General features: G+C 63.6%; 24 protein-coding genes and 1 pseudogene. 10 read left to right on the top strand and 15 right to left on the bottom strand.

The window, feature by feature from the left end:
• Window positions 1-31: 31 nt before the first annotated feature.
• Complete coding sequence (locus ACPW74_RS03415) at window positions 32-454, bottom strand: carboxymuconolactone decarboxylase family protein (RefSeq protein ID WP_253585354.1); 423 nt, start codon at window positions 452-454, stop codon at window positions 32-34.
• Entirely contained in the window at window positions 451-1,434 is a 984-nt protein-coding gene (locus ACPW74_RS03410) for an aldo/keto reductase (protein WP_039039281.1), read from the bottom strand. Before ACPW74_RS03410 ends, ACPW74_RS03415 begins: the two co-directional genes overlap by 4 nt.
• 99 nt (window positions 1,435-1,533) lie before the next feature.
• Here ACPW74_RS03410 and ACPW74_RS03405 point away from each other — a divergent pair.
• Window positions 1,534-1,671: pseudogene (locus ACPW74_RS03405) on the top strand (helix-turn-helix domain-containing protein); the annotation flags it as partial.
• A 275-nt stretch (window positions 1,672-1,946) separates the two neighbouring features.
• Window positions 1,947-2,417, top strand: a complete 471-nt coding sequence (locus tag ACPW74_RS03400; protein ID WP_425858563.1) for a LysR substrate-binding domain-containing protein — start codon at window positions 1,947-1,949, stop codon at window positions 2,415-2,417.
• A gap of 114 nt (window positions 2,418-2,531) precedes the next feature.
• Here ACPW74_RS03400 and ACPW74_RS03395 read toward each other — a convergent pair whose 3' ends face one another.
• Together ACPW74_RS03395 and ACPW74_RS03390 are read right to left on the bottom strand one after the other, a co-directional pair.
• Window positions 2,532-3,224: a response regulator gene (locus tag ACPW74_RS03395; RefSeq protein ID WP_039039279.1), complete on the bottom strand. Its 693-nt coding sequence runs from the start codon at window positions 3,222-3,224 to the stop codon at window positions 2,532-2,534.
• Between the two features lie 3 nt (window positions 3,225-3,227).
• The gene (locus tag ACPW74_RS03390; protein WP_279981675.1) at window positions 3,228-4,793 is read right to left on the bottom strand and encodes a sensor histidine kinase; all 1,566 of its coding nucleotides are present in this window, start codon (window positions 4,791-4,793) and stop codon (window positions 3,228-3,230) included.
• Window positions 4,794-5,051: 258 nt separating this feature from the next.
• Between ACPW74_RS03390 and slyA the strand changes: the two genes are divergently transcribed.
• The 4 genes from slyA to ACPW74_RS03370 all read left to right on the top strand — a co-directional run bounded on the left by slyA (window position 5,052) and on the right by ACPW74_RS03370 (window position 8,164).
• The gene (gene slyA, locus ACPW74_RS03385; RefSeq protein WP_010673459.1) at window positions 5,052-5,525 is read left to right on the top strand and encodes a transcriptional regulator SlyA; all 474 of its coding nucleotides are present in this window, start codon (window positions 5,052-5,054) and stop codon (window positions 5,523-5,525) included.
• Window position 5,526: 1 nt separating this feature from the next.
• On the top strand, window positions 5,527-6,582 hold the full coding sequence (locus ACPW74_RS03380) for an HlyD family secretion protein (protein WP_010673458.1): 1,056 nt from the start codon (window positions 5,527-5,529) through the stop codon (window positions 6,580-6,582).
• Between the two features lie 10 nt (window positions 6,583-6,592).
• Window positions 6,593-7,621 (top strand): DUF2955 domain-containing protein, encoded by a 1,029-nt coding sequence (locus ACPW74_RS03375; RefSeq protein ID WP_010673457.1) that lies wholly within the window; start codon window positions 6,593-6,595, stop codon window positions 7,619-7,621.
• 183 nt (window positions 7,622-7,804) lie between these two features.
• Entirely contained in the window at window positions 7,805-8,164 is a 360-nt protein-coding gene (locus ACPW74_RS03370) for an MliC family protein (protein ID WP_010673456.1), read from the top strand.
• Window positions 8,165-8,222: 58 nt separating this feature from the next.
• Here ACPW74_RS03370 and ACPW74_RS03365 read toward each other — a convergent pair whose 3' ends face one another.
• The 4 genes from ACPW74_RS03365 to nrdD form a co-directional block, all read right to left on the bottom strand.
• Window positions 8,223-8,603 carry an energy transducer TonB gene (locus tag ACPW74_RS03365; protein WP_223931061.1) on the bottom strand — a complete coding sequence of 127 codons (381 nt, stop codon included), beginning with the start codon at window positions 8,601-8,603 and terminating at the stop codon, window positions 8,223-8,225.
• Window positions 8,604-8,749: 146 nt separating this feature from the next.
• On the bottom strand, window positions 8,750-8,920 hold the full coding sequence (locus tag ACPW74_RS03360; RefSeq protein WP_010673454.1) for a YqaE/Pmp3 family membrane protein: 171 nt from the start codon (window positions 8,918-8,920) through the stop codon (window positions 8,750-8,752).
• 57 nt (window positions 8,921-8,977) lie between these two features.
• Window positions 8,978-9,487 (bottom strand): anaerobic ribonucleoside-triphosphate reductase-activating protein, encoded by a 510-nt coding sequence (gene nrdG / locus ACPW74_RS03355; RefSeq protein ID WP_425858562.1) that lies wholly within the window; start codon window positions 9,485-9,487, stop codon window positions 8,978-8,980.
• A gap of 112 nt (window positions 9,488-9,599) precedes the next feature.
• The gene (gene nrdD, locus ACPW74_RS03350) at window positions 9,600-11,717 is read right to left on the bottom strand and encodes an anaerobic ribonucleoside-triphosphate reductase (protein WP_113069842.1); all 2,118 of its coding nucleotides are present in this window, start codon (window positions 11,715-11,717) and stop codon (window positions 9,600-9,602) included.
• A gap of 439 nt (window positions 11,718-12,156) precedes the next feature.
• Between nrdD and ACPW74_RS03345 the strand changes: the two genes are divergently transcribed.
• Complete coding sequence (locus tag ACPW74_RS03345) at window positions 12,157-13,125, top strand: ABC transporter substrate-binding protein (protein ID WP_125117444.1); 969 nt, start codon at window positions 12,157-12,159, stop codon at window positions 13,123-13,125.
• A gap of 57 nt (window positions 13,126-13,182) precedes the next feature.
• Here the strand turns inward: ACPW74_RS03345 and ligA are convergent, their stop codons facing one another.
• The 3 genes from ligA to ACPW74_RS03330 all read right to left on the bottom strand — a co-directional run bounded on the left by ligA (window position 13,183) and on the right by ACPW74_RS03330 (window position 19,809).
• Complete coding sequence (ligA, locus tag ACPW74_RS03340; protein ID WP_210601670.1) at window positions 13,183-15,189, bottom strand: NAD-dependent DNA ligase LigA; 2,007 nt, start codon at window positions 15,187-15,189, stop codon at window positions 13,183-13,185.
• A 99-nt stretch (window positions 15,190-15,288) separates the two neighbouring features.
• A complete protein-coding gene (gene zipA / locus ACPW74_RS03335; protein ID WP_042864248.1) occupies window positions 15,289-16,419 on the bottom strand; it encodes a cell division protein ZipA in 1,131 nt (376 codons plus the stop codon).
• 15 nt (window positions 16,420-16,434) lie between these two features.
• Window positions 16,435-19,809, bottom strand: a complete 3,375-nt coding sequence (locus ACPW74_RS03330) for an AAA family ATPase (RefSeq protein WP_425858561.1) — start codon at window positions 19,807-19,809, stop codon at window positions 16,435-16,437.
• Between the two features lie 110 nt (window positions 19,810-19,919).
• Here ACPW74_RS03330 and cysZ point away from each other — a divergent pair, with 110 nt between their 5' ends.
• Both cysZ and ACPW74_RS03320 read left to right on the top strand, forming a co-directional pair.
• The gene (cysZ, locus tag ACPW74_RS03325) at window positions 19,920-20,684 is read left to right on the top strand and encodes a sulfate transporter CysZ (RefSeq protein WP_010673447.1); all 765 of its coding nucleotides are present in this window, start codon (window positions 19,920-19,922) and stop codon (window positions 20,682-20,684) included.
• Between the two features lie 134 nt (window positions 20,685-20,818).
• Entirely contained in the window at window positions 20,819-21,433 is a 615-nt protein-coding gene (locus ACPW74_RS03320) for a trimeric intracellular cation channel family protein (protein ID WP_010673446.1), read from the top strand.
• 94 nt (window positions 21,434-21,527) lie between these two features.
• On the opposite strand, the gene ACPW74_RS03315 is transcribed toward ACPW74_RS03320, so the two are convergent.
• From ACPW74_RS03315 to ACPW74_RS03300, 4 genes are all read right to left on the bottom strand, one after another.
• Window positions 21,528-21,779: a hypothetical protein gene (locus ACPW74_RS03315; RefSeq protein WP_010673445.1), complete on the bottom strand. Its 252-nt coding sequence runs from the start codon at window positions 21,777-21,779 to the stop codon at window positions 21,528-21,530.
• Window positions 21,780-21,882: 103 nt separating this feature from the next.
• Window positions 21,883-22,428 carry a DUF882 domain-containing protein gene (locus ACPW74_RS03310; RefSeq protein WP_039039271.1) on the bottom strand — a complete coding sequence of 182 codons (546 nt, stop codon included), beginning with the start codon at window positions 22,426-22,428 and terminating at the stop codon, window positions 21,883-21,885.
• Between the two features lie 148 nt (window positions 22,429-22,576).
• Complete coding sequence (locus ACPW74_RS03305; RefSeq protein WP_045523555.1) at window positions 22,577-24,058, bottom strand: L,D-transpeptidase family protein; 1,482 nt, start codon at window positions 24,056-24,058, stop codon at window positions 22,577-22,579.
• 91 nt (window positions 24,059-24,149) lie between these two features.
• Window positions 24,150-24,917, bottom strand: a complete 768-nt coding sequence (locus ACPW74_RS03300) for a substrate-binding periplasmic protein (protein WP_425858560.1) — start codon at window positions 24,915-24,917, stop codon at window positions 24,150-24,152.
• Window positions 24,918-25,226: 309 nt separating this feature from the next.
• Here ACPW74_RS03300 and ACPW74_RS03295 point away from each other — a divergent pair, with 309 nt between their 5' ends.
• Window positions 25,227-25,772: a hypothetical protein gene (locus ACPW74_RS03295; protein WP_010673441.1), complete on the top strand. Its 546-nt coding sequence runs from the start codon at window positions 25,227-25,229 to the stop codon at window positions 25,770-25,772.
• The last annotated feature ends 3 nt before the right edge of the window (window positions 25,773-25,775 follow it).

Genomic DNA, 25,775 nt, shown 5'->3' with positions numbered 1-25,775 from the left:
TGCCCTCGTCAGGGCACACCTGACCTTTTCGTCAGGGTGGCGTCTCCTCCTTAATCCCTGCCCCCCGCCCCTTGTCATGGGCGGCGAAGGCGCTGCGGGCCGCACTGATGCCATTCATGCAGGCGGGCACTCCGGCATAGACGGCGACCTGGAGCAGGATCTCGATGATGGTCTCCCGGCTGACCCCCACATTGAGGGCGGCCCGGATATGGAACTCGAGCTGTCCGGGCGCCGTGCCCATTCCCATCAGGGTCGCCACCGTGAGCATCTCGCGGGTGCAGAGATCGATGCCGGGACGGGCGAGCACATCGGCAAAGGCAAACCCCAGCACCAGCTCGGCAAGCTCGGGTGACAGGGCATCCAGGCTGGCGGCGACCCGCGTGGGCGCCTGGGGATCGAGCCGGGCCAGCAGCGCGAACGCCCGTTCACGGCGATCCGTGTGCGAGCCGCTCATGCGTTCACCCCCTTCATCCCCTCGGCGGTATAGCGCTCCCCCGCCACCGGCAGGGTCCGGATGGCCTGTCCCAGGGCCCCGAGTTCTGCTGGGGAGAGGCGCACCGAGAGGGCGCCGAGGTTATCCGCCAGATGGGTCAGACGCCGGGTGCCGGGGATGGGCACTATCCCCTCCCATTGCGCCAGCAGCCAGGCCAGGGCTATCTGCGCCGCCGAGCATCCCTTCTGCTGCGCCAGGGCCATGACCGCCTGCACCAGGGTGCGGTTGGTGGCGAGGTTCTCCCCCTGAAAGCGCGGCAGACCGGCCCGAAAATCCCCCTCCTCGAACACCGCCTCCTGCTGGTAACGCCCGGTCAGAAACCCGCGCCCCAGGGGGGAGTAGGCCACCAGACCAATCCCCAGCTCCCGGCAGGCGGGCAGCACCGCCGCCTCCACCTCCCGCGTCCAGAGGGAGTATTCGGTCTGCACCGCCGCCACCGGGTGCACGGCATGGGCGCGCCTCAGGGTGGCCTCGCTCACCTCGCACAGACCGATGCGGGCTATCTTGCCCTCCTGTACCAGCTGCGCCAGCCCGGCCATGGTCTCCTCGACGGGATGGGCCGGATCAAGGCGGTGCACATAGTAGAGATCGATCTGCTCGATGCCGAGGCGGCGCAGGGAACCCTCGCAGCTCTGGCGCGCATAGCGGGCGCTGTTGTCGAGGGTACGCCTGTACTCCCCGTGCTGGCGCACGATGCCAAACTTGGTGGCGACCTTCACCTGCCCCCGCCGGGTCGCGAGAAAACGCCCGATCAGCGCCTCGTTGTGGTGGGGGCCGTACATGTCGGCGGTGTCGAGCAGGTCGATGCCCCGCTCCACCGCCTCCGCCAGCACCCGCAAGGACGTCTCATCGTCCCGCGGCCCGTAGAATTCGCTCATCCCCATGCAGCCCAGCCCAAGGGCAGAGACCTGCAGGTTGGCTCCCAGTGTTCGTCGTTGCATCGCATTTTCTCCCTGACAAGTTGCAGGGGAGTATGGTCTTCCGAAAATGAATGAGATATAGAGGTAACTGGCAACCTATCTTCCGATTATGGAAAAACTATGCACGATCCCCTGCTCTGGGACGACGCCCGCGTCTTCCTGGCCATCGCCCGCAGCGGCACCCTGAGCGGTGCCGCCCACGCCCTTCGCATGGGGGTGGCCACCGTCTCCCGGCGCCTGGACAGGCTGGAGGCGGCCCTCGGCCTGCCCCTGTTCAGCCGCCACCAGCAGGGTTATCGCCTGACCGACGACGGGGAGGCCCTGCTTGAGCGAGCCGAGGCGCTGGAACATGCGGGGCTGGCCTTTGGCGAGGCGGGGCAGTTGCAGGGACAGGTGGCCGGCACCGTGCGCCTCGCCACCGCCGAGAACCTGGCCAATCCCCTCATCATCCCCTCCCTGCCGACGCTCTTTGCCCAGCACCCCGAGCTGAGGGTGGAGCTGGTCACCGGCGCGATGCCGATCTCGCGGTGCGCATGGTCAAGCCCGATGCCGGCCACCTCACCCTGCGGCGTCTGGGCACCCTGGGCTTTGGCCTCTACGGGACCGGCGCCTACCTGGATGCCCGCAGCCCCGGGGTGGATGCCGCCAGCTTCGATCAGGATGACTTCATCGGCTGGAACGAAACCCAGAGCCACCTGCCCGCCGCCAGATGGATGACCCGCATGCTGCGCGGCCGCCCCTGCCGGGTGGAGACCGGCACCCTGGCGGCCCAGCTCGCCGCCGCCCAGGCCGGTCTGGGGCTCGCGGTGCTGCCCCACTACCTGGCCCGCCAGACGGATCTGGTCTGCCTGCTGCCGGAGCTCGGGGTGGATCAGCCCATCTGGCTGGTGCTCCACAGCGATCTCGCCCACTCCCGGCGGGTGCGGGCCGTGGCGGATCACCTCATCGCCCTGTTCGAGCGCGCCCGTACCGCCCTGCACCCCTTCTCGGGCGACCCCAGATAGAAGGGCCGGGTCACATCGGGGCAAAACAAAAGGGAGCTCAAAGGCTCCCTTTTATCTGCGCGGCCTGCGCAGCATGATGTGCGCGGCCTCTTCGGCGTTGTGCCAGCGGCGGGGTCACGACTCCCGGCGCCAGTGGTAACGCCGCTCCGGGCGGCCACGCTGGCCGTAGTTGAGCTCCACGTCCAGCCGATCTTCTGACTCCAGAAACTCCAGGTAGCGGCGGGCCGTGGTGCGACTCAGGGAGAGGCGCAGGGCCACGGTGTCGGTGGAGAAGGTGTTGTCCGGCTCCCCCGCCAGCAGATCCAGCACCTGGCGCAGGGTGATGGCGTCGATCCCCTTGGGGGTCTCCCGCGCCTCCCGCCCCTGGTTGCGCGCCTTGCCCATCAGGCGGTCCAGGTCGCTCTGGGCCAGCTCCCCCGGCTCGCACAGGCGGCGATGGAGGACCAGGATCTCCTCCAGGCTCTGCTGGATACGAAACAGCCGCAGCGGCTTGATGACGTAGTCCTGCACTCCCAGGTTGAGGGCCTGCTGTATGGTCTCCACGTCGCAGGAGGCGGTCACCATCATCACCATCACCTCCCGGTTGTGGCTGCGCAGCCGGCTCACCCACTCCAGGCCCGAGCCATCGGGCAGGGAGATGTCGACCATCAGCAAGCGGGGCTCGCTCCCCGCCATCAGGCGATCCGCCTCGGCCAGGGTGCCGGCCCGCCCCATCAGGGAGAACCCGGCCGTGGAGGAGACCAGCTCCCCCAACATGGCGCCTATCCGCTCGTCATCCTCGATAATCAGCGTGAAGATTGGCTTCATGACTTACACCAATTGGTTTTTATTCAAATAGATACCGAACAGGGTCGTCTGCTCGGCGGTGCGGCGCCATTCTATCACGCCCCCCCGCCTGGCCACCGTCTTCTTGACCAGGAAGAGGCCGACCCCGTGATCCCCGGTCTGGCGGCTGACACCATAGTCGAACAGGTGATCCGCCAGCGCCTCGTCCACCCCCTCGCCACTGTCCTCCACCTCGATCACCAGCCGCCGCCCCAGATCATCGAGGGAGAGCAGCACCCTGGGCTCGGCGTGCTCGCGGTTCCCCCAGGCGGCGCGAATGCCGTTGTCCAGCAGGTTGCCGATGCAGGTGATGAGATCCGCCGACACCTCGGCCGGATACTCCCCGAGGGCCGACCCCGCATCCAGCACCAGCTCCACCCCCAGCTCCCGCGCCCGGCTGAACTTGCCGAGGATGAGCCCGGCCACCGGCTTGTTCTCGATGACCCGCAGCAGATCCTGCAACATGTTCTGGCAGGCTTCGTTCTCCTGCTGGATGAGGTCTACCGCCTGATCCACGTGGCCGAGCTGGAGCAGGCCGGAGAGGCTGCTGAGCTTGTTGGCGAATTCATGGGTCTGGATGCGCAGCATCTCGCCGTACTGGCGCAGGTGGGTCACCTGCATGCCCAGGCTGCCGGTGCCGTCTGGCCGGCTGAAGATGAGCATGCGCCCCGGCTCGCGACCGCTGAGCTCCTGCCAGTGGCCGACGAAGTCATCCCCCTGCACGGTGAACCTGACCGCTCCCCCTTGCTGCAACGTGGGCACGAGGCCGGGGGCCAGCTCCGCCAGGGAGCGGCCCAGCAGGGCGTGGCGCCCGGTGCCGGGCAGTCGCAACTGGTAGAAGGCGGCGCTGTTGAGCATGGTGATCCTGTGCTGGTTGTCCAGGGCCACTATCCCCTCCGAGATCCCCTCCAGCACCAGATCCTGCTGGGCGAAGCGATTGGCGATGGTCTCCGGCTCCAGATCCAGCAGGGTGCGCCGCAGCAAGTACTGCACCCAGAGCGCCAGCAGCAGACCGCACCCCAGCACCGCCGCGATGGCGCCGACCAGCAGGGCGATCCGCTCCTGATAGGTGCCCTCCACGGTGCGCATCAGATAACCCACCGCCACCGCGCCGATGGCCTGGCCATCGGGCCCCACCACGGGAGCGAAGCAGCGGATGGCGGGGCCCAGGGTGCCCACGTCCCGGGAGCAGTAGCTCTCGCGCGACTGGAGTGCAGGCCAGATGTCCTCCCCCCGGAAGGTCTGGCCCACCAGCTCGGGGGAGGGGTGGCTCAGGCGCCTGGCATGTTCGTCGGTCACCACCATGTAGGCGGCATCGGTGCGGCTGCAGATCCCCTGCACATAATCCCGCAGCCCGGGATCGCTCCCCTTCTCCAGGGCCTGGACCACCCGGCTGTCCGCCGCCAGCACCCGGGCCAGATCGCTCCCCTTCTCCTTCAGGTTGTTCTCCAGCAGGTGGCGCATGAAGAGGGCGAGCAGACAGCCCAGGATCAGGATCAGCAGCAGTGACAAGCCAAGCGAGAGGGTGACTAGCTGGTGGCGCAGTTTCATCGTTCAACCTTGCAGCGGACGGGGAAGCCCAGGGTGAGGGTGTCCCCCGGCCGGGTCAATGGCCAGCCTGGCGCACCTCAAAGGTGGCCACTCTAACGCCTCCTCCGGCCGTTGTCGGTTAGCTGGCCCGCAAAGCCATATAAAAACTTAAACACCACGGCCCGGGCAAAAAACCTGAACGTGAGCTGTATCACACTATTTACTTAGCCTGCGAAATAAATATAATGCTTCGCAAGCTAAGTAATTGAGGTGCCCGTCATGAAAAAGGATCTGGAGATGTTGCGAGAACTCTCCCTCGCCGAGCAGCTGGGGCGATTGCACCGGCTCTGGCGCACCGTGGCCGATCTCGAGCTGGCACCTCTGGGGCTCACCCATCCCCGCTGGACCGCCCTGTGGAAACTCAGCCGCCTCGGCGGCCACCTCAGCCAGAAGACCCTGGCCGAGGCCCTGGAGATAGAGCTCCCCTCCCTGATGCGGACCCTGGGTCAGCTCGAGGAGCAGGGGCTGATCGAGCGCCATTGTTGCAGCCAGGACAAGCGGGCCCGCATCGTCACCCTGACCCCGGCGGGCAAGGCGCTGCTCGATCAGATCGAGGGCCGCATCATCGCCGTGCGCCGGGAGCTGCTCACCGGCATCAGCCAGCAGGAGCTGGCCCAGTTTGAAGACATTGTGCACCGCATCTCCGCCAACGCCCTCGGCAAGATAGCCGCACAGCATGAAGAGAGAGAATAAGATGACACCGGATCAACAATTCAAGCGCTGGATAAAGTGGGCCATCGTCTGCTTCGTCCTGGTGTTTGGCTACTTTCTGCTGGCCGACATCAAGATGCCCCTGACCCCCCAGGCCATGGCCACCCGGGTCGTCACCCGGATGGCCCCCCAGGTCAGCGGCAAGGTGGTCGAAGTCGCCGTCGCCAACAACCAGCACGTCAAGCAGGGGGATCTGCTGTTCGCTCTCGACCCGGAACCCTTCCAGCTCGCCGTGGATCAGGCCAGGCTCGCCCTGGATCAGGCCAGGCAGCAGAACCGCCAGCTGGACGCGACCCTGACCGCCTATGAGGCGGAGTACAGCTCGCTGCGCACCCAGGCCGACCAGAAACAGCGGGAAGCGGCGCGCATCGACGCCCTCTACCGCCGTCACATGGTCTCTGAACAGCAGAAGGATGACGCCGACAGCGCCGCCCGCACCGCCCGTGCCAACCTGCTCGGCAGCCAGGCCCGGGTAGAGCAGGCCCGCGTCAACCGCGGCTTGCCAGGGGAAGATAACCTGCTGCTGCGCCAGGCCCGCAACCGCCTCGCCCAGGCCGAGCTCAACCTCGCCTACAGCCGGGTTCATGCGAGCCAGGACGGCATCATCACCAACCTGCAGCTCAAGCCTGGCAGCGTGGCCAATGCGGGCTCCCCTCTGCTGGCCCTGGTCTCCGAGCAGGTGGACGTGATCGCCGATTTTCGCGAGAAGAGCCTGCGCCACGTCAGCGCCGGCAGTCAGGCCCTCGTCGCCTTCGACGGCGAGCCCGGTCGCCTCTATCCTGCCCGCGTCGCCAGCCTGGATGCCGGGGTTAGTGCCGGCCAGTTTGACGCCAACGGCCAGCTTGCGAACCCCGTCGAGTCCGATCGCTGGGTGCGCGATGCCCAGCGCCTGCGCCTGCACCTGACCCTGGAGCAACTGCCCGCCCACCTGCCGGCCGGGGCCCGCGCCACGGTGCAGCTGCTGCCGGACAACACCCTGACCGGGCTGCTGGCCCGCGGCCAGATCCGTCTGCTCAGCCTGCTGCACTACATCTATTGAGATGACGACCATGAACCTGTGGCACAGACCCCTCACCCCCAACGAACTGCGCCAGTGTCTGCGCATCGCCTTTGGCTGTACCCTGGGGTTTGTGCTGTGCAAGATCTTCGGCTGGAGCAACGGGGTCTTCTTCACCGTCACCCCGGTGCTGCTGCTCGGCCTGGTGCCGGTGATGAACGGTCACGCCGCCCGCCAGCTCATCGCCTCCGCCGCCATGTGCGGTCTGGAAGTGGGGCTGCTCGGCGGCCTGTTCGGCGGCCACCCGGGGCTCATGACCCCCCTGGTCTTTTTGCTCTTCCTCTACCGTTTCGCCGCCATGTCCCGGGGCAGCCTGTTCCTGTTCGGTGCCAACGGGGTGCTCAGCCTCAGCATCATGCTGCACTTTGCCAGCTACCCCGGGATTGATCTGAACGACCTCATCTTCAGCAACCTCTGGGCCAGCGTCCTGTCGGTGCTCATCGCCTATCTGATGACGGCCCTCATTCCGGACGTGGAGGAGCGCCCCAGGCCGGCCCCCTCCCCCAAGGCGCCGCACCGGATGCGACACGAAGCCCTGCTGGGGGCGTCCATCGCGACCCTCTCGTTCCTGGTGTTCCAGATCTTCGATCTGCGCGACTCCATGTCCGCCCAGGCCACCACCCTGCTGCTGCTCTTCCCCATGCACTGGAACGGCGCCCTGGACTATGCCCGCAAGCGGGCCATGGGCACCCTGCTGGGGGTGAGTTTCGGCATCCTGGGGCAGCTGGTGCTCTATGACTGGTCCGGCTTGCTGCTGCTGGTGACCCCGGTGCTCTGGCTCGGCGCCATGCTGTTCAGCTATGCCCATGTGAAGGAGGCGAGCGGCTCCGGAGTCGGCTTCGGTGCCCTCACCACCCTCGGCATCCTGTTCGGCCAGTACCTGACCCCGGGCAACGACCTGGTGTTCAGCGCCCTCTATCGGGTGAGCAGCATCCTCTTTGCCATCGTGGTCACCCTGCTCGCCTGCTACCTCATCCACCGGCTGCTCAATCGCTTCGAGGCGACACGGTTCGGCCACTGACCCTTTTCTGCAGCCATTGGACGGCTCCCTTTCGCCCCGCTTGCCTGCCGGGGCGTTTTTTTGCCTGCCCCACGGACCAGAGGGAGACGGACGCATCCCGACGCAGGGCTCCTGCCATAAGGTTGCAGTTGTGCCTCATCCTGTTAGGCTCAAGGCCATATGACACCGTTGTGAGGATCAAACATGAAACACGCCAAGCTCTTTCTACTGGGGGCGGGCGCCATCACCCTGCTCGGCGGCTGCGATCTGGGCAGCGGCAAGCTGGGAGTGACCGGCGGCGATCCCGTCACCTATCTGTGTGAACAGAACCAGAAAGTGCAGGTTCGCTACTTCTCTCTCTCGGACGAGAGCCTGAACTTCGTCAAGCTCTCCCTCCCCGATGGCAAGGATTACACCCTGCCCCAGGCGGTTTCCGCCTCCGGCGCCCGCTATACCGACGATCACGAGGTGGTCTGGTGGAACAAGGGCAAGGAGGGGTTCGTCGAGATGCGCGATGACGCCGGGGAGTGGCAGAGCCGCTACAACGACTGCAAGGAGCAGTGATCCGCGCCGTCATGGCACAGAGCCCACACGAAACACCCCGGCCTGGCCGGGGTGTTTGTCATTTCACTTCCACTTCGAATCGGGCCACAACCCGAGCCGGAATGGCTTGCTGATTCTGCTCCGATGGCCGGTAGCGCAGCTGCGCCAGCCCGGAGATGGCGATGAGATCCAGCACGCCGGGCGGCTGGGACTCCAGTACCTCTGGGCTGAACAACGTGCCATTGGAATCGATGAGGTAGCGAAGGGTCACATACCCCTTGACCGGCCTCTTCGCCGGCAGCCCCCCGACCGGGTTAAAACTGATGGCATCCCCCACCAGCACCCAGTATTCGGGCAGCGTTTCCCAGGTGACATCCACCGGAGGCTGATTCAGCTTGGCGGTGGGGCTGGCACAGCCCCCGAGCAGGGCCAGGGCGGCCCACAGCAACAACCCTTTCACTCGCACTCGACATTCCCTCTTCGTTGTATCGCTCGACTCCATGAGCGACGCGCCAGTGTCAGGCAAAGGGGCTCATCCGGGAAGCCCCCATCTGGCAGGCAAAAAAAAGCCAACCCCGGAGGGCTGGCCTTGTGATCTCTCACGGCTCAGGCGCGCTTGTCGCTTACCACCAGCCAGAGGGCATGAACCATGCCGGGCAGACCGCCCAGCAGGGTCAGCACTATGTTGATGAGGAAGTGGAGGCTGAAGCCTACCTGGATAAAGGCGCAGACCGGGGGGAGAAAGATGGCCAGCAGGATCTTGAGCAGATTGTTCATCGGGATTCCTCGTGTAAACAGCGCTTGGGGTTGGCCTAACCATAAACACCCAAGGCCTCAACTGCAAACCAGACAGGGGATCCGCTCTCCTCCTTTCCGCCAGGCGTTGAGGTCGTGAACCATCTGGTTGCTGCTGCCGCGCCAGAGCAGACCGGGATCCGCCAGGGCCTTCTCGAACCTGCCATCCACCAGCACGTCCAGCAAGGCCACCAGCTCCCGCTGGGCCGGGCTGAGATCGGCCAGCAGATAGCCGGTCCAGCACCAGATGTCCTTGCCGGGGCACTCGGCCCGCACCCGCTTCACCAGCGCCAGCACATGCGGCACGTTGGCGGGGTGGAGCGGATCGCCGCCGGAGAGCGACAGTCCGCGCCGCTTGATGCGCGTGTCTTTGAGATCGTGAATGATGCGATCGCTCATCGCCTCATCGAACGGCTTGCCCCCATCGAGCCGCCAGGTGCTCTGGTTGTAGCAGCCGGGACACTGGTGCTCGCAACCCGACACGAACAGGGTGGCGCGGGTGCCGGGGCCGTTGATCACATCGACCGGGTAGTACTGGTGGTAGTGCATTCGAGTTCTCTGGGTTAACGGCCAACCCCCTCCCAACCTCCCCCTTCGAAAGGGGAGGAGCTTCTTTGCCCCCTCCCCTGCCAAGGGGAGGGCTGGGGTGGGGTCTGCTCGCTTACATATGCTTGACCCGGCGTTTGACCTCTTCCTGCTTGCCCGCGTTGAAGGGGCGCGCATCCGGGCTGCCGAGATAGCCGCACACCCGACGGGTCACCGACACCTTGGCCGGGTCGTGGTTGCCGCAGCGCGGGCAGGTGAAGCCCTTGGAGGTGCACTCGAACTCGCCGGTGAAACCACAGTCGTAGCACTCGTCGATGGGGGTATTGGTGCCGTAGTAGGGCACCTTGTCATAGCTGTAGTCCCAGACATTCTCCAGCGCCTCCAGGTTGTGCTGGATGTTGGGGTACTCGCCGTAGCAGATGAAGCCGCCGCTGGCGATGGGCGGATAGGGCGCCTCGAAGTCCAGCTTGTCGTAGGGGTTCACCTGCTTCTCCACGTCCAGGTGGAAGCTGTTGGTGTAGTAGCCCTTGTCGGTCACCCCGGCCACCACGCCAAACTCCTTGGCATCGATGCGGCAGAAACGGGTGCAGAGGTTCTCGCTCGGGGTGGAGTAGAGGCTGAAGCCGTAGCCGGTCTCCTCCTTCCACTCGTCGGTGGCCGCCTTGAGCCGCGCGATGATGGCGATGGCCTTCTGGCGCAGGGTCTCGCTGTCGAACAGGTGGACGTCGGTGCCATAGAGGGCGTTGATGGTCTCGTGTACCCCGATGTAACCCAGCGAAATGGAGGCGCGGCCATGTTTGAAGATCTCGCTGATGTTGTCGTCCGCCTTGAGGCGCACCCCGCAGGCCCCCTCCATGTAGAGGATGGGAGCGACCCGGGCCTTGACCCCGTCCAGGCGCTTGATGCGGTACATGAGCGCTGTCTTGGCCACCCGCAGGGCGGCATCCAGTTTGTCCCAGAAATCCGCTTCATCGCGGGATTTCAGGGCAATGCGCGGCAGGTTGAGGCTCACGACACCTAAGTTGTTGCGCCCTTCGTGGACCAGCTCGCCATTCTCCTCGTAGGCACCGAGGAAGGAACGGCACCCCATGGGGGTCTTGAAGGAGCCGGTGACCTTGACCACCTGGTCGTGGTTGAGGATGTCCGGGTACATCCGCTTGGAGGCGCACTCCAGCGCCAGCTGCTTGATGTCGTAGTTGGGATCCCCCGGTTTGTGGTTCAGGCCATCCTTGATGGCGAACACCAGTTTCGGGAAGACGGCGGTCTTCCTGTTCTTGCCAAGGCCGGCGATGCGGTTGCCTAGGATGGCGCGCTGGATGAGGCGCGATTCCCAACTGTCCCCCAGACCAAAGCCGAAGGTGACGAACGGCGTCTGACCGTTGGCGGTGTGCAGGGTATTGACCTCGTATTCGAGGGACTGGAAGGCGTCGTGGCACTCCTTCTCGGTGCGAGCCATGGCGTAGGCGTCCACATCCTGGATCCCCCACTCCTCGGCCACCTCCCGGTGCTTGTGCCAGCTGATGGTCACATAGGGTGCCAGCACCTCGTCGATGCGGTTGATGGTGGTGCCACCATAGATGTGGCTCGCCACCTGGGCGATGATCTGGGCGGTCACCGCAGTGGCGGTGCTGATGGATTTGGGAGTGTCTATCTCCGCGTTGCCCATCTTGAAGCCGTGGGTCAGCATCCCCTGCAGATCGATCAGCATGCAGTTGAACATGGGGAAGAAGGGGGAGTAGTCGAGATCGTGGAAGTGCAGGTCGCCGCTCTCGTGGGCCTGTACCACGTCACGGGGCAGCATGTGACTGATGGCGTAATGCTTGGCGACAATGCCCGCCAGCAGGTCACGCTGGGTCGGGATCACCTTGGAGTCCTTGTTGGCGTTCTCGTTGAGCAGGGCCGCGTTGGTCTGCTCCACCAGGCCGCGGATCTCCTGGGCCAGACGACCCCTGGCCTCGCGGGCCTGATCCCGGTCGTGACGGTATTCGATGTAGGCACGGGCGATGGCCTTGTCGTCGGAGGCCATCAGGTGGTTCTCGACCCGGTTCTGGATCTCGTGGATGTCTACCTCCCCTCGCCCCTCCAGCTCCTGGCTGACAGCGGCGGCAATGCGCTCTGCCAGCGCCGGACTGGCCTGATTGACCGCGGCCGCCGCCCGGCTGACCGCATCGCGGATCAGTTGGCCATTGAATGGTGCACGACATCCATCGCGTTTGATCACTACCGGTTTCATCGATTTTCCCCGTATTGAAAGACCTGGTGGCCACCCTCGGCTCACCCTCGTTGAGTCCCCTTCTCCACGCCCGTCCCCGGCGCAAACAAGGTCAGCCAAGGCTTGAAACACCTGGGCTGACACTGAGAGGGTGACCACTTATGCACAGCTTTATAACACTATATATGGGTATTTTTTTTATGATTAACCCTATATGTGGGGTCTATTAGGCACCAAAGCGGTACCCTGTTTCTTGATCCAGAACAGGTTTTGGAAGGAGTGGGGCAGTTCACGACCAGCGCCAAAAGAGACTATCTCTGTGCATCCCAGACGGGATGCGGGCTCCCGCCCGGCAAGGGATAAAAAGAGAGGGGCACGCCTTCCGACAACAATTGACCGAGGCGCCAGAGAGCGGGAGAGCACATACTGGGGAACAGTCTGTCCCTTGCGGAAAACACACGTGACCAAGGTCTTGCTCCTGCTCTCTCTCCTCTCCCTCCCGCTGCTGGCCGCCGAGATCCTGGTGATCAGCAGCTATCACCAAAGCAACCAGTGGGATCAGAGCTACAGTGCCGGCCTCGAGAAACACCTCAAGCAGGCGCATCACCTCGGCTATCTCTATCTGGACACCAAGCGCCAGCCCGGCCAGACCCGTGACGAACTGCTCGCCAAGGGAATGGCCGCCTACCGGACCCATCAGCCGGCGCAGGTGATCTTGGGGGATGACAACGCCATCAACGCCCTCGCCCGACCCATCGCCGCCCGGGGAACGCCCATGGTGTTTCTCGGGATGAACGAGAATCCGCGCTCCAAGGGGCTGGTCGGCCACCCCCTGATCACCGGCGTACTGGAACGCCCCCTGCTCAAGCGCAGCATCAGCGAGATGAGTCAGTTGATGGGAGGGCTGGAGCGTGCCCTGGTGCTGTTTGACGAAAGCGAGGTGTCCCGCACCGCCGTCGCCCACGAGTTCAAGGGGCGAGGCGAGCTGACGATCGGCCAGACCCGGGTCAGCAGCCGCCAGTTCACCGACTACGGACGCTGGCAGGAGGCAGTGCTCGCCAGCCGGGAAAATGGCTATCAGGCGCTCTTCCTCGGCCTCTACCACACTCTCACCGACGCGCAGGGCCAGCATGTGAGCGAGCAGCAAGTGCTGGCATGGACCAGCGCCAACAGCCCGGTGCCACTGTTCTGCTTCTGGGCCTTTGCGGTGGGCAGGGGAGCCGCCATCGGCGGCCTGGTGCTCGACGGCCACAGTCAGGGAGAGAGAGCCGCCGAACTGGCCAATGCCATCCTCTCGGGCACGGCGCCCGGCGCCCTCTCCCCCCGCGCAGCATCCCGCGGGGAATACCTGTTCAGCAAGAGCGAACTGGCACGCTGGCACCTGACGGCTCCCGATGCCTGGCAGGACAAGGTGAGCTACATCGAGTGAGCCCACCAACGACAAACCCGGCCAGTGGGCCGGGTTTGTCTGCTCAAACGTGCATCCTCAGGGCTGAATGGCCGCCTGCAACTCGGCTTCGGTCCAGATGGTGATCCCCAGCTCCTGGGCCTTGGCGAGCTTGGAGCCTGCCGCCTCCCCCGCTACCAGCACGTCGGTCTTGGCCGACACCGAGCCCGCCACCTTGGCCCCCAGGGCCTGCAGCGCCGCTTTGGCGTCGTTGCGGGACAAGGCGGTGAGGGTGCCAGTCAGCACGAAGGTCTTGCCGGCAAAAGGTTGATCGCTTGCCTCCTTCTTCTCGATGGCCGGCCAGTGGATGCCGGCGGCCAGCAGGGCCTCCAGCACCTCGATGTTGTGGGGCTGGCGCAGGAAGTAGTAGACGTGCTTGGCCACTATGTCTCCCACGTCAGGCACTTCCAGCAACTGCTCCACCGAGGCTGCGCGCAGGGCATCCAGGGTGAGGAAGTGGTTGGCAAGGTTCAAGGCGGTCGCCTCCCCTACTTCGCGGATCCCCAGGGCAAACAGGAAGCGGGGCAGGGTGGTGCTGCGGGCGGCATCGATGGCGGCCACCAGGTTGAGGGCCGATTTTTGCCCCATCCGCTCGAGACCGGCCAGCTGGATGGCGTTGAGGCTGAACAGATCCGCCGGGGTCTTCACCAGCCCCTTGTCCACCAGCTGCTCGACGATCTTGTCGCCGAGACCGTCCACGTCCATGGCGCGGCGGGCGGCGAAGTGCTTGATCGCCTCCTTGCGCTGCGCCTCGCAGAACAGGCCGCCGGAGCAGCGGGCCACCGCCTCCCCTTCCAGCCGCTCCACCGCGGAGCCACACACCGGGCACTGGGTCGGGAACAGGATTTCCCGGGCATCCGCCGGGCGCTGGGCCTCCACCACGGCCACGATCTGCGGGATCACGTCCCCCGCCCGGCGCACGATCACGGTGTCGCCGACCATGACGCCGAGGCGCGCGATCTCGTCCGCATTGTGCAAGGTGGCGTTGGAGACGGTGACGCCGCCGACGAACACGGGTTTGAGCTTGGCGACCGGGGTCACGGCGCCGGTGCGGCCGACCTGGAACTCGACGTTCTCGAGCAGGGTCATCTCCTCCTCCGCCGGGAACTTGTGGGCGGTGGCCCAGCGCGGGGCGCGGGCCACGAAGCCGAGCTCCCCTTGCAGGGCAATGTCGTCCACCTTGTAGACCACGCCGTCGATCTCGTAGGGGAGCTCGCCACGGCGGGCCAGGATGTCGTCATGGAAGGCTTGGCAACCGGCGGCGCCCTCTTTCAGCTTCACCTCGGAGCTGAGCGGCAGGCCCCAGGCCTTGAGCTGCATCAGGCGACCGTAGTGGGAATCCCCTAGGGCGTCGCCCCCAACTCCGACGCCGTAGGCATAAAAACTCAAACGGCGGTTGGCTGTAATTCGAGAGTCCAATTGCCTCAGACTCCCTGCAGCAGCATTACGTGGATTGACAAAAACTTTCTCACCTGACGCTGATGCTCGTTCGTTCAGATCAACAAAATCCTTCTTTCTCATGAAGGCTTCGCCACGAACCTCCAAACGTACAGGCCAATCCTTACCCTGAAGAGCCAGGGGGACAGATCTAATAGTTCGAACATTGTCAGTAATATTCTCCCCAACTCGGCCATCACCACGAGTTGCGGCTTGAACTAATATTCCGTTTTCATACAGCAAGCTAACTGCAAGTCCATCCAGCTTTGGCTCACAACAAAACTTCAAAGTACTAGTCGACTTTAAGCGCCCTTCAATACGATGAACAAAATCATCAAGGTCTTCATTATTAAAGACATTATCCAAACTGAGCATAGGAACTTCATGTGTCACTTGCCGGAACTCAGGCAAAGGTGCACTTCCAACACGTTGACTTGGAGAAGAAGGAGTTCGTAACGAAGGTTGCTGTTTCTCGATATCAAGCAGTTCACGCATCAGACGATCGTATTCGGCGTCCGGTACAGTGGGCTTGTCCAGCACATAGTACTGGTAGCCATAGTCGGTGAGCAGTTCACACAGTTGACGGTGGCGGGAGAGGGTATCGCTCATGGAAGAGTCTCGAAGTGTGATGGAACATTCAGTCTGGGGCACAAATAAAAATGCGGCACCGGGGTACCGCACTTTTCATTGTTCAAGCCCCATGGCGCATCAGTCGCGGCTGGCCTCGTAGGCCGCCAGCTCGTGACGGTAGCGGGCGATGTCGTCGTCGCTGAGGGGACTGCGCGAGGCGTCGGTCAGCATGGCATCGAGATCGCTCGCCAGCTGATCCGCGGCCTGCAACATGTGCTCGAAGGCGAAGGCGGCATTGCTGCGAAGGGGCAGTTGCATGAAGAGGGACACACCCGGGGTGCTGAACTGCTCCATGCGATAGGGGTTGAAGGTACCCGGCTTGACCATGTTGATCATGGAGAAGAGCACCTCCCCCTTGCCGCCCAGATCTTCGTGACGGTGGAAGATGTCCATCTCGCCAAACTTGAAGCCCAGCGCCAGCAGGGAAGAGAGCAGGGTCGCACCTTGCAGATCGTGGCCGGGACGGGCCATCAGGTTGATGACATAGACATCCTGCCAGATCTTCTCAACCGGGGCCGGAGCGGGTTCTGGCTCGGCTGCGTGAACCGGCTCTTCATAGGCTGGCTCGTCATCGTAAGCGGGCTCTTCATAAGCCGGCTGGGCGTAGCGGGGAGCCTGCTGGGCAACCGGTGCCGGCTCGCGTGCACCGAAAGTTGGCGCCTGGGCATAGGCCGGCTCCACCAGCGGCTCTTCGTCCAGCGGCTGCATCATGGGCTCGCGCTGCGGACGGGAACGGTGTACCGGCGTACGGCGGATCACCTGTGCAGGTTTGCGCACCGGCGCGGCAGGGGCCTCTTCAACAGGGGCGGCAACCGGCTCTTCATAGTCCTCTTCTTCCTCATACACAGGCTGAGGGGGGACAGGGCGAGCGGCAGGCTTGCGCACCACGGGAGGCGGCAGATCGGCGTCGTCATCTTCATCATCGAAGGCGGGAACGGGGGCGACACGGCGGGGTTCGGGCTGACGGGCCTCGTCGCTGCGCAGTTTGGGCTCGGCACGACGGCCACCGCTCACCACACGCACCTGACCGATGCCATCGCTGTCGAAGGCGTCGTTGTCACGCTCACGGGACTTGGACTCCATCCGACCCAGGGGTTTCTCCTTGATCGGTGCCTGACGATTCTTTCTGTTGCTCCACAACCCGTGAATGAGCAATGCCGCGATGGCAATACCGCCCAGGGCAACCAAGATGTAACGCAATTCCTGCATTAGCTGCTTCTCTTTCTAGTTTTGCTCAGCCAAAGCGACGGCTTCACCGATATCGACCGACACTATGCGCGAAACCCCGGGCTCTTGCATCGTGACGCCAACCAGCTGCTCGGCCATCTCCATGGAGACCTTATTATGACTGATGTAAACGAACTGTACTGTGCTCGACATCTCTTTGACAAGAGAACAGAAGCGACCGACGTTCACTTCATCGAGCGGTGCATCCACCTCATCCAGCAGACAAAATGGTGCTGGATTGAGTCTGAAGATGGCAAAAACCAGCGCAAGGGCGGTTAGCGCCTTCTCCCCCCCGGAAAGCAGGGCAATGGTAGCATTCTTCTTGCCCGGAGGTCTTGCCATGATGCTCACTCCGGCCTCCAAAAGATCATCCGAGGTCAGCTCAAGCCAGGCACTGCCCCCCCCGAACACTTTTGGGAACAGGGATTTTAAATCTTCATTGACCTTATCGAAAGTGTCGCGGAAGCGTATTTGTGTTTCTTTATCAATTCTTTTAATGGCTTGGCTCAAGGTATCGAGGGCCTGCTCCAGATCCTGGCACTGATTTTCCAGGTAGCTTGAACGGGTTTTCGCCTCCTCATACTCTTCCAGTGCCGCCAGGTTGATGGCGCCAAGCGCCTCCACCTGCGCCTCCAGCGTCTGGATCTCCTGGCGCAGCTTGCCGCGATCAGCGGCAATCAGCACCGCCTGATCGAGGTCCACCAGGCGCACGCCCAGCTCTTCGAACTGCTCGTGCAGTCCCTGCCTGCGCGTCAGGTTGCGCTCGCGCTCGAGCCGCAGAGTCGCCAGCTTCTCTTGAATTTTCACCAGCTGCTTGTGATCGGCGCTTCTGGCCTGCTCCAGCTCGGTCAGCTGACGATCCAGCTCCGCGAGCCGCTGGTGACAGGCCAGTTGCTGCGCCTCAAGATTGCGCTGTTCGACCAGCAGGGGCGACAGATCCTGACTCGGAGCGGCCCCTGGCTCCTTGAGTTCCGCCAGCTCCAGGCCGAGACGGGCCAGCTCCTGCTCGCGCAGCGTGATGAGCTGGCGCTGGTTCTGCTGCTCCAGTTGCAACCGCTGGCAGGCCGCCTGCTGCTGCTCCCGGCGAAGGCGCACCTCTTCCAGCGCCCGCTCCGCCCCGCTCACCTGCTCCTGGGCGAGCAGCAGCGCCTCGGCGAGTACCTCCCCCTGCTCCTGCAGCTCGCCAAGGGCCGCTTCATCCTGCTCAAGCCGCTCCCCGGCCGACGCCAGCCGCTGCGCCTCCTCAGCCTGCTCCTTGTCGAGCCGGGCCAGCTCTTCCCCCAGCTGGCCCAGGCGCTGCAAGCGCTCCTGGCGCTGCCCCTCGCGCAGACTCCAGGCTTCGCGCAGTTGCTGCCACCGCAGCTCCTGCTCGCGCAGGGTGTGCTGAGCCAGCTCATGGGCACTGTGCAGCTGGGCCCGCGCTGCATCGGCGGCGGCAAGCTGCTCGTCGAGTCTGTGCAGCGCCTCCCGACCCGCGGCCAGCTCAGTGTGCAGCCGCTCACGCTCACCGAGCAGCGCCAGCGTACCGAGGGCCATGCCCTCCCCCAGATCCGCCCAGTTGGGGCCGAACCAGTCGCCGGCGGGAGTGAGCAGCGACTCACCGGCAGAGAGGCTGTGCAGGCGGGACAGAGCCTCCTCCCTGCTCTCTGCCAGCCAGATGGCATTGAGGAAAGCCGGAATGTGCTCGCCCCCCAGTTGCGCCGCCAGGGTACCGGCCCTGGCTGGCTGGGCCGGGCCAATCCAGAGTCCGGGTTGCGCCAGGTTGCACTCGTCCGCCGGGATTGCGGTGAGCCAGCGGCCGAGCACCTTGTCCAGCCCCCGGGCCCACTCGGGGGGAACCTGCAACCGATCCGCCAGGGTCGCGCCCGCCATCTGCTCCCCCAGGATCTGATCCAGGGTGGCGAGGCGCGCCTCCAGCTCGCGCAGCAGGCCCTGCTGGCGACCCTGCTCTGCCTTGAGCTCTTCATGGCGCGACACACCGGCCTGCCACGCTGCATCGGCTTCCTCATGGCGGGCGCGGGAGAGCGAGAGTTCCGCCGCCAGGGCATCGAGCGCCGGTTGCAAGTTCTCCCCCTCCCCGCCAAGGGGCCCGGCCTGTTCGTCTTCCAGCTTGAGGCGGGCAAGCCGGGTCTTGGCCTGCAGCTCCTGCAGGCCATTCACCTCGGCGCGGGTCTGGTTGAGCCGCCCCTGCAACTGGCCCAGCTGCTGCTGCCACTGCTGCTGACGCTGGCGCGCCTGCTCGAGCCGATCGCCCGCTACCGCACGCACGCTCTGCTGGTCGGTAAGCAACTGCTCACACTGCTCGAGGCGCGCCGACGCCACCTCCCCCTGCAACGTGCTGTCGCCCAGTTGCTCCAGCTGGCCGGCCAGCTGGGCCTTGAGACCGTCGATACGCTCGCCGAGGGACTGCCGCCTCGCCTGCCAGTCGCGGCCAAGCTCGCTCTGGTGCAATTGCTGCTGCTCGAGGCGGGCGATGGCCTGCCCGCCGAGGAAAATCTGCTGCTGGCGGCTCGCCTGCTCGGCCTGCGCCTCCTGGCGGGCCACCGACAGAGTGACGTGGCGCCCCTCGTCTGCGGTGCGCTTGGCATCGAGGGCCGCCAGCGCCTGTTCAGTCTGGGCCAGTTCGGTCTTGGCTTCGCCAAGACGCGTCTCCAGCGCCCACAGTTCCGAGCCGATCAGTTCGCTGCGGGCCGCGCGACTGCGACTCTTGAGCTGCTTGTAGCGCTCGGCGGTCTCGGCCTGGGCCTTGAGATGTTCGAGGCGCGAGCCCAGTTCGCCGCGGATGTCGCCAAGGCGTTCCAGGTTCTCCTGGGTATGGCGGATGCGCTGCTCGGTCTCGCGGCGCCGCTCCTTGTAGCGGGAGACCCCGGCGGCCTCTTCCATGAACAGCTTGAGATCGGCGGGGCGGGACTCCACCAGCCGGCTGACGGTGCCCTGTTCGATGATGGCGTAACTGCGGGGCCCAAGGCCGGTGCCGAGGAAGAGGTCGGTCACATCCTTGCGGCGGCACTTCTGGCCGTTGATCTGGTAGTGATTGGAGCCGTCGCGCAGCACTTCGCGGCGCACCGAGATCTCGGTAAAGCGGCCGAACTCGCCGGGTACCCGGTTGTGGGGATTGTCGAACACCAGCTCCACCGAGGCGCGGCCATGGGCGCTGCGATTGATGGAGCCGTTGAAGATGACGTCGGTCATGTTCTCGCCGCGCAGATGGCGGGCGGAGCTCTCCCCCAGCACCCAGCGCACGGCGTCGATGACGTTGGATTTGCCGCAGCCGTTGGGGCCCACCACGGCGGTCATGTCGGCGTTGAGTTCGATGCGGGTCGGCTCGACAAACGACTTGAAACCGGCGAGTTTGATCAATTTCAGACGCATGGCGGCCTATGTGGGTAACGAAATAAAGAGGAGGCGGGCAGGCGACTTTACCAAATCAAAGGCTTGTTTGTAATATGCTGGCACTTTCCCCATTCACTGATGGAGCTCACATGAGCCAATCACCCCACATGGTCAAAGATTCGGTCAGCGGTGCAGACTACTTCCTGCGCGGCTTCTCGCTCATCCGCCAGCCCGGCATCCGCACCTTCGTGCTGATCCCCCTGCTGGTCAACTTCGTGCTCTTTGCCGGTGCCTTCTACGCCTTGTTGCTACAACTGGACGGCCTTTTCGCCTGGCTGCACCAGCAGATCCCGAGCTGGCTCTCCTGGCTTGATTACCTGCTCTGGCCCATCGCCCTCATCACCATACTGGTGGTCTTCTCCTTCATCTTCAGTTCGGTGGCCAACTGGATAGCAGCCCCTTTCAACGGCCTGCTGGCAGAGAAGGTGGAACAGATCCTCACCGGTGAAGCCATGAATGACACCGGCATGCTGGATGTGGTGAAAGATGTACCCCGTACCTTCGGCCGCGAATGGACCAAGCTGAAATACTATCTGCCCAAGGCCATCGGCTGCCTGATCCTCTTCCTGATCCCGGTAGTGGGCCAGACCCTGGCACCCGTGCTCTGGTTCCTGCTCAGCGCCTGGATGATGGCGATCCAGTATGTCGATTATCCGTTCGACAACCACAAGATCGGCTTCATCACCATGCGCGACGCCCTCAAGCAGCGTCGTGGAAAGTGCCTGAGCTTCGGCGCCCTGGTGACCCTCTTCTCCGCCATCCCGGTGGTGAATCTCTTCGTGATGCCGGTGGCCATCTGTGGCGCCACCGCCATGTGGGTGGACCAATACCGCAGCGAGCAACTTGGACGCTGAACCGCGTCATCATGATCAAAAGAGGGGGCGAAAGCCCCCTTTTCATTACTTAATCTAATGCATAACCAAGATAGCTTGTCGCCCCAGCGCAGGGTTGTTAGGATGCGGGCCTTTCTCGCACCCTGGGATATCTCATGTTACATGCACTCTTCTTGCTCGGCCTGGTGGCCGAAGGGATGACTGGCGCGCTGGCAGCGGGTCGGCGACGGATGGATCTGTTTGGCGTCGTGATCATCGCCTCGGCGACGGCCATCGGTGGCGGTACCATTCGGGATGTGCTGCTGGGCCACTATCCCCTGCTCTGGGTCGAGCACCCCGAATACGTGCTGCTGGTGGCGGGCGCCGCCATGGCCGGGGTCATCTCGGCCCCGCTGATGCGCTACCTTGGCAAGCTGTTCCTGGCGCTCGATGCCCTGGGGCTCGTGGTCTTCTCCATCTTCGGGGCTGCCCGGGCGCTCGAGATGGGCCACGGGGCCGGCATCGCCTGCATCATGGCCGTGGTGACCGGCGTGTTCGGGGGGGTGCTGCGGGACTTGCTGTGCCAGCGTATCCCGCTGGTGTTCAAGCGCGAGCTCTATGCCGCCGTCTCGCTGATCACCGCAGCGCTCTACTGCTTTGCGCTGCACCATGGGCTGCCCAACGACTGGGCCGCTTTCGGTGCCATCGGCATCGGCTTCGTGCTGCGGCTCCTGGCGGTACGCTTCAAGTGGGGACTGCCCACCTTCAACTATCAGTACGCCACCCATTGATCGCGCCAGTTCCTGGCCATATCGCACGGATAACGAGCAACAAAAAAGCGCCATACGGCGCTTTTTTGTTGGGCATCGGCAAGAGAGGAAAGGGTCAGTTGATCCCTTCCGAGCTGAAGAAGGTCGCCTTGTCGGCGATGAAACGCACCTTGATATTCTTGCCTTCCCCTCCCCAGACACAGCTCGTGGTGCCGAGAGCATCGTCGCAACGCTCGGCCTTGCCGAGGATGGCACTCGCTTCGGCATAGCTCATCCCGACTTTCAGCTTGTCGTAGCTCTCGCGGTTGAGCTTGCCGCAACCAGTCAACAACAGGGCGATGAGCCCCCCGATCACAATCTGCTTCATCTTTCTCTCCTCTGGCTGGAGTCCAGAGCCTAGCAGCTTGGTTCCCCTCAATGCCAGCGGCAAAAAGACACAATCGGCACTCAACCCTTGAGACAATCCCGACTCACCAGCTGCGAACGGGGCCTGTGTCCAGGTGCACGAAGTTGTCGGAAGGGTAATAACCCACACCGCCCACCTTGAGGTTCAGGGCGGCCTTGCGCAGGTGCGCCAGCTGCACGCCGGGGATGCGCACGTCAACCGCCTGCCCCAGGGTGTGGTAGCTGTGCTTGGCGACGCCGCGACTCTTGCGCCGCTTCTGCTGATTGGTGGCCGGGGAGCGATAACCCGAGATGAGCTGGATTTCGCCGTGGCGTCCCAACTTGTGTTGCAGCAGAAAGAGCTGATCGAACAGCTTTCTGTCGATGTTGAACACTTCGTTGCGACGGTAGTCACGGAAAATATGGTTGAGCTCCGCCAGCCCATCGCTCAGATAGTGGCCATCTTCCCAATAACTGGCGCGTACCCGCTCGCCGGTATTGAGGTTGAAGAAACTCAGTTCCCGTCCCGAAGTGCTGCGGCTCGCCAGCGCAGGGAACGACAGCAGGCTGGTCCCCATCAGGCAACCCGCCCCCAGCAGCAGACGGCGTCGGCTTATCTCTTGTCCCAGCATCCGTTGTCCGTCCATCTCATGGTGAAGTCACACAGGTGAATGAATTTGATACAAGGGCCGAAACTACCTGCCAGAAAAAGCGCTGTCAAACCCCATTCACCCATGAAAAAGCCCGGCACGGGCCGGGCTTGTCACTCTGTGGCGAGGATCACAGCAAGCGGCTTTGATAGCTGACTCTGTCGAATCCGTAGATATCGTTGCGCAGTTGCTGACGTCCCTCTTCATCAATCCAGCTGCTCCAGTAGACGGTAAACACCGGGATAGGGTTGCTCAGGGGCAGCCACTTGGTCTGGGTCTCTTTCAGGATGCTGGCCACCTTGTCCGGCTGATAACGGGAGTCCGCCAGCAGCAGCTCCGCCAGATCGTCGGCGTGTTCCACCCGGATGCAACCCGAGCTGAAGGCACGGGCCCCCTGCTCGAACAGCGCCTTGCGCGGGGTGGAATGGAGATAGATGGCATCGTTGTTGGGCAGATAGAACTTGTAGCGACCCAGGGCATTGTGATCCCCCGGCTTTTGCCGCAACCGGTAAGGGAAACCGGAGGCCAGCGCATGGTGCCAGCCATCTTCGCTGAACTGCACCGGATTGCCCTCGCCGTCGATCACCTCGAACTGTTCGCGATCCAGGTAGGCAGGATCGCGCCCGAGCTTGGGCAGAATGTCCTTGCTCAGGATGGAGCGCGGCACGTGCCAGGCCGGGTTCAGCACGATGGAGCGGATCTCGCTGGCGAGGATGGGGGTGGCCCTCTGCTCCTTGCCGACGATGACCCGACTGGTGAAGACCTCGCTGCCAGACTCCACCACGCTCAGGCGGTAGTCCGGAATGTTGACCAGCACATAGCGACCGGCAAGGTGATCCACCAGATCACGGCGCCACAGGTTGCGTACCAGCAGGCTGGCGCGCACCTCGGGGCCGGTATTGAGCCAGCTGCGGGTCTGACGGCCGATGATGCCGTCGGCCGTCAGGCCGTGGCGGCGCTGGAACTGCTTGATGGCCTGCTCGGTCTCGGGATCGTAGAGGCTGTCCTGGTGAGTCGGGGCACTGTCCCCCAGTTCGTTCAGGATGGAGCGGATCTGGCCGAGCTCGGTCGAGCTCTCCCCGGCCCTCAGGGTCGGCATGGAGAGGGTGGGCCAGTGCTTGGCCATGGGCATGGCCAGCAGCTTGCGCACTTCTTCGCGCACGGCGTCGTATTCCGCCACCTGTGGCCTGAGTTGCCTGACCTGCTCCAGCAGATTGTCTCCCTGGGGGGCATGGGCCAGGGGGCGGTTCAGATCCAGCTTGAGGGTCTGCATCTGTTCACGCGCGACCAGATCCATCCCTCGCCAGGCCTGCTGGAACCGGGCCAGCTTGCCAAAGGCCTCATCGTAGAGGGCACCGCGCCGATCCGCCGGGGTCTTTTGCAACTGCTGCCAGAGGCGGTAGAAATCCGGATGCAGCTGGGCCAGCACCGCTTCCTGCAACTGCTGTTCAAGCTCATGACGAGCCTGCTCGGCCACCTCGTTCTGATACCAGTCATGCTGGATGCTGGGACTGGCCACTACCGCCTGTTCCGTGCTGGCATGAACCATGCTGGCCGGCCAGCAGCCCAGCCAGATGAGATTCGCCAATGCCAACCAATACTTCTTACCCATGCTTCTTACCACGCTTGCCTCAAATCGGTTCATTTCGGCCTGTCAGGCGCGACGGTCAGGTCCCCATGATGCGTGAATGCCGACGACTTTGCTAGCGGACGGAGGTGTAACGACGCCAGATGAGTTCCTGCTCCCCGCTGTCACCGACGGCCACTATCGCCTCGTTGAACCGCGCTACGAATTCCCCGGACAGGGTCTTCTTGCTCAACATGAAAAAGGTGGGCGTCTCATGGATCGCCATGGTGTGGGGGGCGACCGCATCCGACAGCCCCTCTCTCTTCAGACCCCAGGGCGTGGCCAGACTATCCCCGAGAAAACCGTCTATCCGCCCAAGCAGCAGCTTGCGATAGTTTTGCACATCGTTGACCTCGCTCACCTGGTTGCGGTATCGCTGCAGAACCTTGGTGATTTCCGGGCCGTAATAGTAGTCCCTGGTCACACCGAGGCGATGCCCGTGGGCCAGCCAGCTCGCCAGATCCGACTCCTCACCGGCACTGGATTTGCGTACCCAGAGCGATGTCCGGCCCGGGTTGTAGGGGATGGAGAACCAGGCATAACGCGCCCTCTCATCAGCAAAATACGCCTCCATCACGATGTCCAGCCGACCCCGCTCAAGATCGTGCAACCCCCGCTTCCAGGGACGCTCCACATAGACCAGACGACAACCCAGCCGATTCGACACGGCATTGAGGTAGTCGACCGCAAATCCACGCAGTTCCCGACGTGCTCCCTCTTGCTGGTAATAGTGGTATGGGGGCCAGTCATCGAAACCGACGCGAAGGGGGGAGGAGCAGAACGATTGCGCCCACAACGGTTGGAGGGGCAGACAGCAGAGCACACACAGAGAGAAGAGTCTCATGGGTCATCCTTGACGACGGGACAGGCCATCTTAATTCTGCCCGGGTGAAATGGCGACAGATCCTGCCACAACAAAGCACAATATCAGCCGTTTGCCTGATGCGCCCCAGGTGGCGGCAGACAGGTTGGCGCCGAAAAAGCCACAATCAAGAAGAGGAAGCAAACGACCCCAAAGCCCCTTTGTAAGCAGGGTGATTGAGGGTTAATATGTGAGCAAATATATTTTTGTGATCCACTATGCTTTTTTTGCAATTGGATTAGCATATGCGCGAAATCTGCCTATCAATCTGTCGGGCGTCGAGTGAGTAATATGACCTACAAAAAGTTCGGTTTTCTGGCTGCCATCCTGGCACTGAGCGGTTTCTACCTTTATACCCTCTATCTGGCCGCTCACCCCAACGTGAGCCTGGCTTACAAGCTCTATTACCTGGAAGGCAAGACCCGTTTCTGGGAGCACAACTCCAGCATGACCTACCAGCCCGGCAACGAACTCAACCTGACCAAGCCGAGCCGCTTCCTCTCAAGCGAAGGCTGGGCCAAGAAGCCCAGCGAGCAAGGCACCGAGCTGAGCGGTCAGGGCGGTCTCTATTTCGTGCTGCCCAAGCAGCAGGCCCAGCCGGAGCAGCTCACCATCCAGGCCAGGATCAACAGCCCCCAGGCTGGTGCCCTGCTCAAGGTGGCGCTGGGTCATGATTTCACCACCACGGTCAAGCTGGCCAAGGCGGGCATCAACGAGATCCGCCTCAGCCTGCCGGGCGACTCCCTGACCGCCGATCCCAAGCGTCCCAACTTCCTGGCGCTCTCCGCCCCGACACCGCTCAACGTCCAGTCCGTGCGACTGACCGTGGCTCAGTGAAGC

Source organism: Aeromonas sp. INTO2 (assembly GCF_049860605.1).
In the GTDB taxonomy this organism is placed as follows: Bacteria; Pseudomonadota; Gammaproteobacteria; order Enterobacterales; family Aeromonadaceae; genus Aeromonas; species Aeromonas caviae.
The sequence above is the reverse complement of the archived record's forward strand: the minus strand, read 5'-3'. Positions and strand labels throughout refer to the sequence as shown.

Excerpts from the sequence above, each read along its gene's own strand:
- ACPW74_RS03415 (WP_253585354.1), bottom strand. The coding sequence starts at position 454 with ATGAGCGGCTCGCACACGGATCGCCGTGAACGGGCGTTCGCGCTGCTG.
- ACPW74_RS03410 (WP_039039281.1), bottom strand. The coding sequence starts at position 1,434 with ATGCAACGACGAACACTGGGAGCCAACCTGCAGGTCTCTGCCCTTGGG.
- ACPW74_RS03400 (WP_425858563.1), top strand. The coding sequence starts at position 1,947 with ATGGTCAAGCCCGATGCCGGCCACCTCACCCTGCGGCGTCTGGGCACC.
- ACPW74_RS03395 (WP_039039279.1), bottom strand. The coding sequence starts at position 3,224 with ATGAAGCCAATCTTCACGCTGATTATCGAGGATGACGAGCGGATAGGC.
- ACPW74_RS03390 (WP_279981675.1), bottom strand. The coding sequence starts at position 4,793 with ATGAAACTGCGCCACCAGCTAGTCACCCTCTCGCTTGGCTTGTCACTG.
- slyA (WP_010673459.1), top strand. The coding sequence starts at position 5,052 with ATGAAAAAGGATCTGGAGATGTTGCGAGAACTCTCCCTCGCCGAGCAG.
- ACPW74_RS03380 (WP_010673458.1), top strand. The coding sequence starts at position 5,527 with ATGACACCGGATCAACAATTCAAGCGCTGGATAAAGTGGGCCATCGTC.
- ACPW74_RS03375 (WP_010673457.1), top strand. The coding sequence starts at position 6,593 with ATGAACCTGTGGCACAGACCCCTCACCCCCAACGAACTGCGCCAGTGT.
- ACPW74_RS03370 (WP_010673456.1), top strand. The coding sequence starts at position 7,805 with ATGAAACACGCCAAGCTCTTTCTACTGGGGGCGGGCGCCATCACCCTG.
- ACPW74_RS03360 (WP_010673454.1), bottom strand. The coding sequence starts at position 8,920 with ATGAACAATCTGCTCAAGATCCTGCTGGCCATCTTTCTCCCCCCGGTC.
- nrdG (WP_425858562.1), bottom strand. The coding sequence starts at position 9,487 with ATGCACTACCACCAGTACTACCCGGTCGATGTGATCAACGGCCCCGGC.
- nrdD (WP_113069842.1), bottom strand. The coding sequence starts at position 11,717 with ATGAAACCGGTAGTGATCAAACGCGATGGATGTCGTGCACCATTCAAT.
- ligA (WP_210601670.1), bottom strand. The coding sequence starts at position 15,189 with ATGAGCGATACCCTCTCCCGCCACCGTCAACTGTGTGAACTGCTCACC.
- zipA (WP_042864248.1), bottom strand. The coding sequence starts at position 16,419 with ATGCAGGAATTGCGTTACATCTTGGTTGCCCTGGGCGGTATTGCCATC.
- ACPW74_RS03330 (WP_425858561.1), bottom strand. The coding sequence starts at position 19,809 with ATGCGTCTGAAATTGATCAAACTCGCCGGTTTCAAGTCGTTTGTCGAG.
- cysZ (WP_010673447.1), top strand. The coding sequence starts at position 19,920 with ATGAGCCAATCACCCCACATGGTCAAAGATTCGGTCAGCGGTGCAGAC.
- ACPW74_RS03320 (WP_010673446.1), top strand. The coding sequence starts at position 20,819 with ATGTTACATGCACTCTTCTTGCTCGGCCTGGTGGCCGAAGGGATGACT.
- ACPW74_RS03315 (WP_010673445.1), bottom strand. The coding sequence starts at position 21,779 with ATGAAGCAGATTGTGATCGGGGGGCTCATCGCCCTGTTGTTGACTGGT.
- ACPW74_RS03310 (WP_039039271.1), bottom strand. The coding sequence starts at position 22,428 with ATGCTGGGACAAGAGATAAGCCGACGCCGTCTGCTGCTGGGGGCGGGT.
- ACPW74_RS03305 (WP_045523555.1), bottom strand. The coding sequence starts at position 24,058 with ATGGGTAAGAAGTATTGGTTGGCATTGGCGAATCTCATCTGGCTGGGC.
- ACPW74_RS03300 (WP_425858560.1), bottom strand. The coding sequence starts at position 24,917 with ATGAGACTCTTCTCTCTGTGTGTGCTCTGCTGTCTGCCCCTCCAACCG.
- ACPW74_RS03295 (WP_010673441.1), top strand. The coding sequence starts at position 25,227 with ATGACCTACAAAAAGTTCGGTTTTCTGGCTGCCATCCTGGCACTGAGC.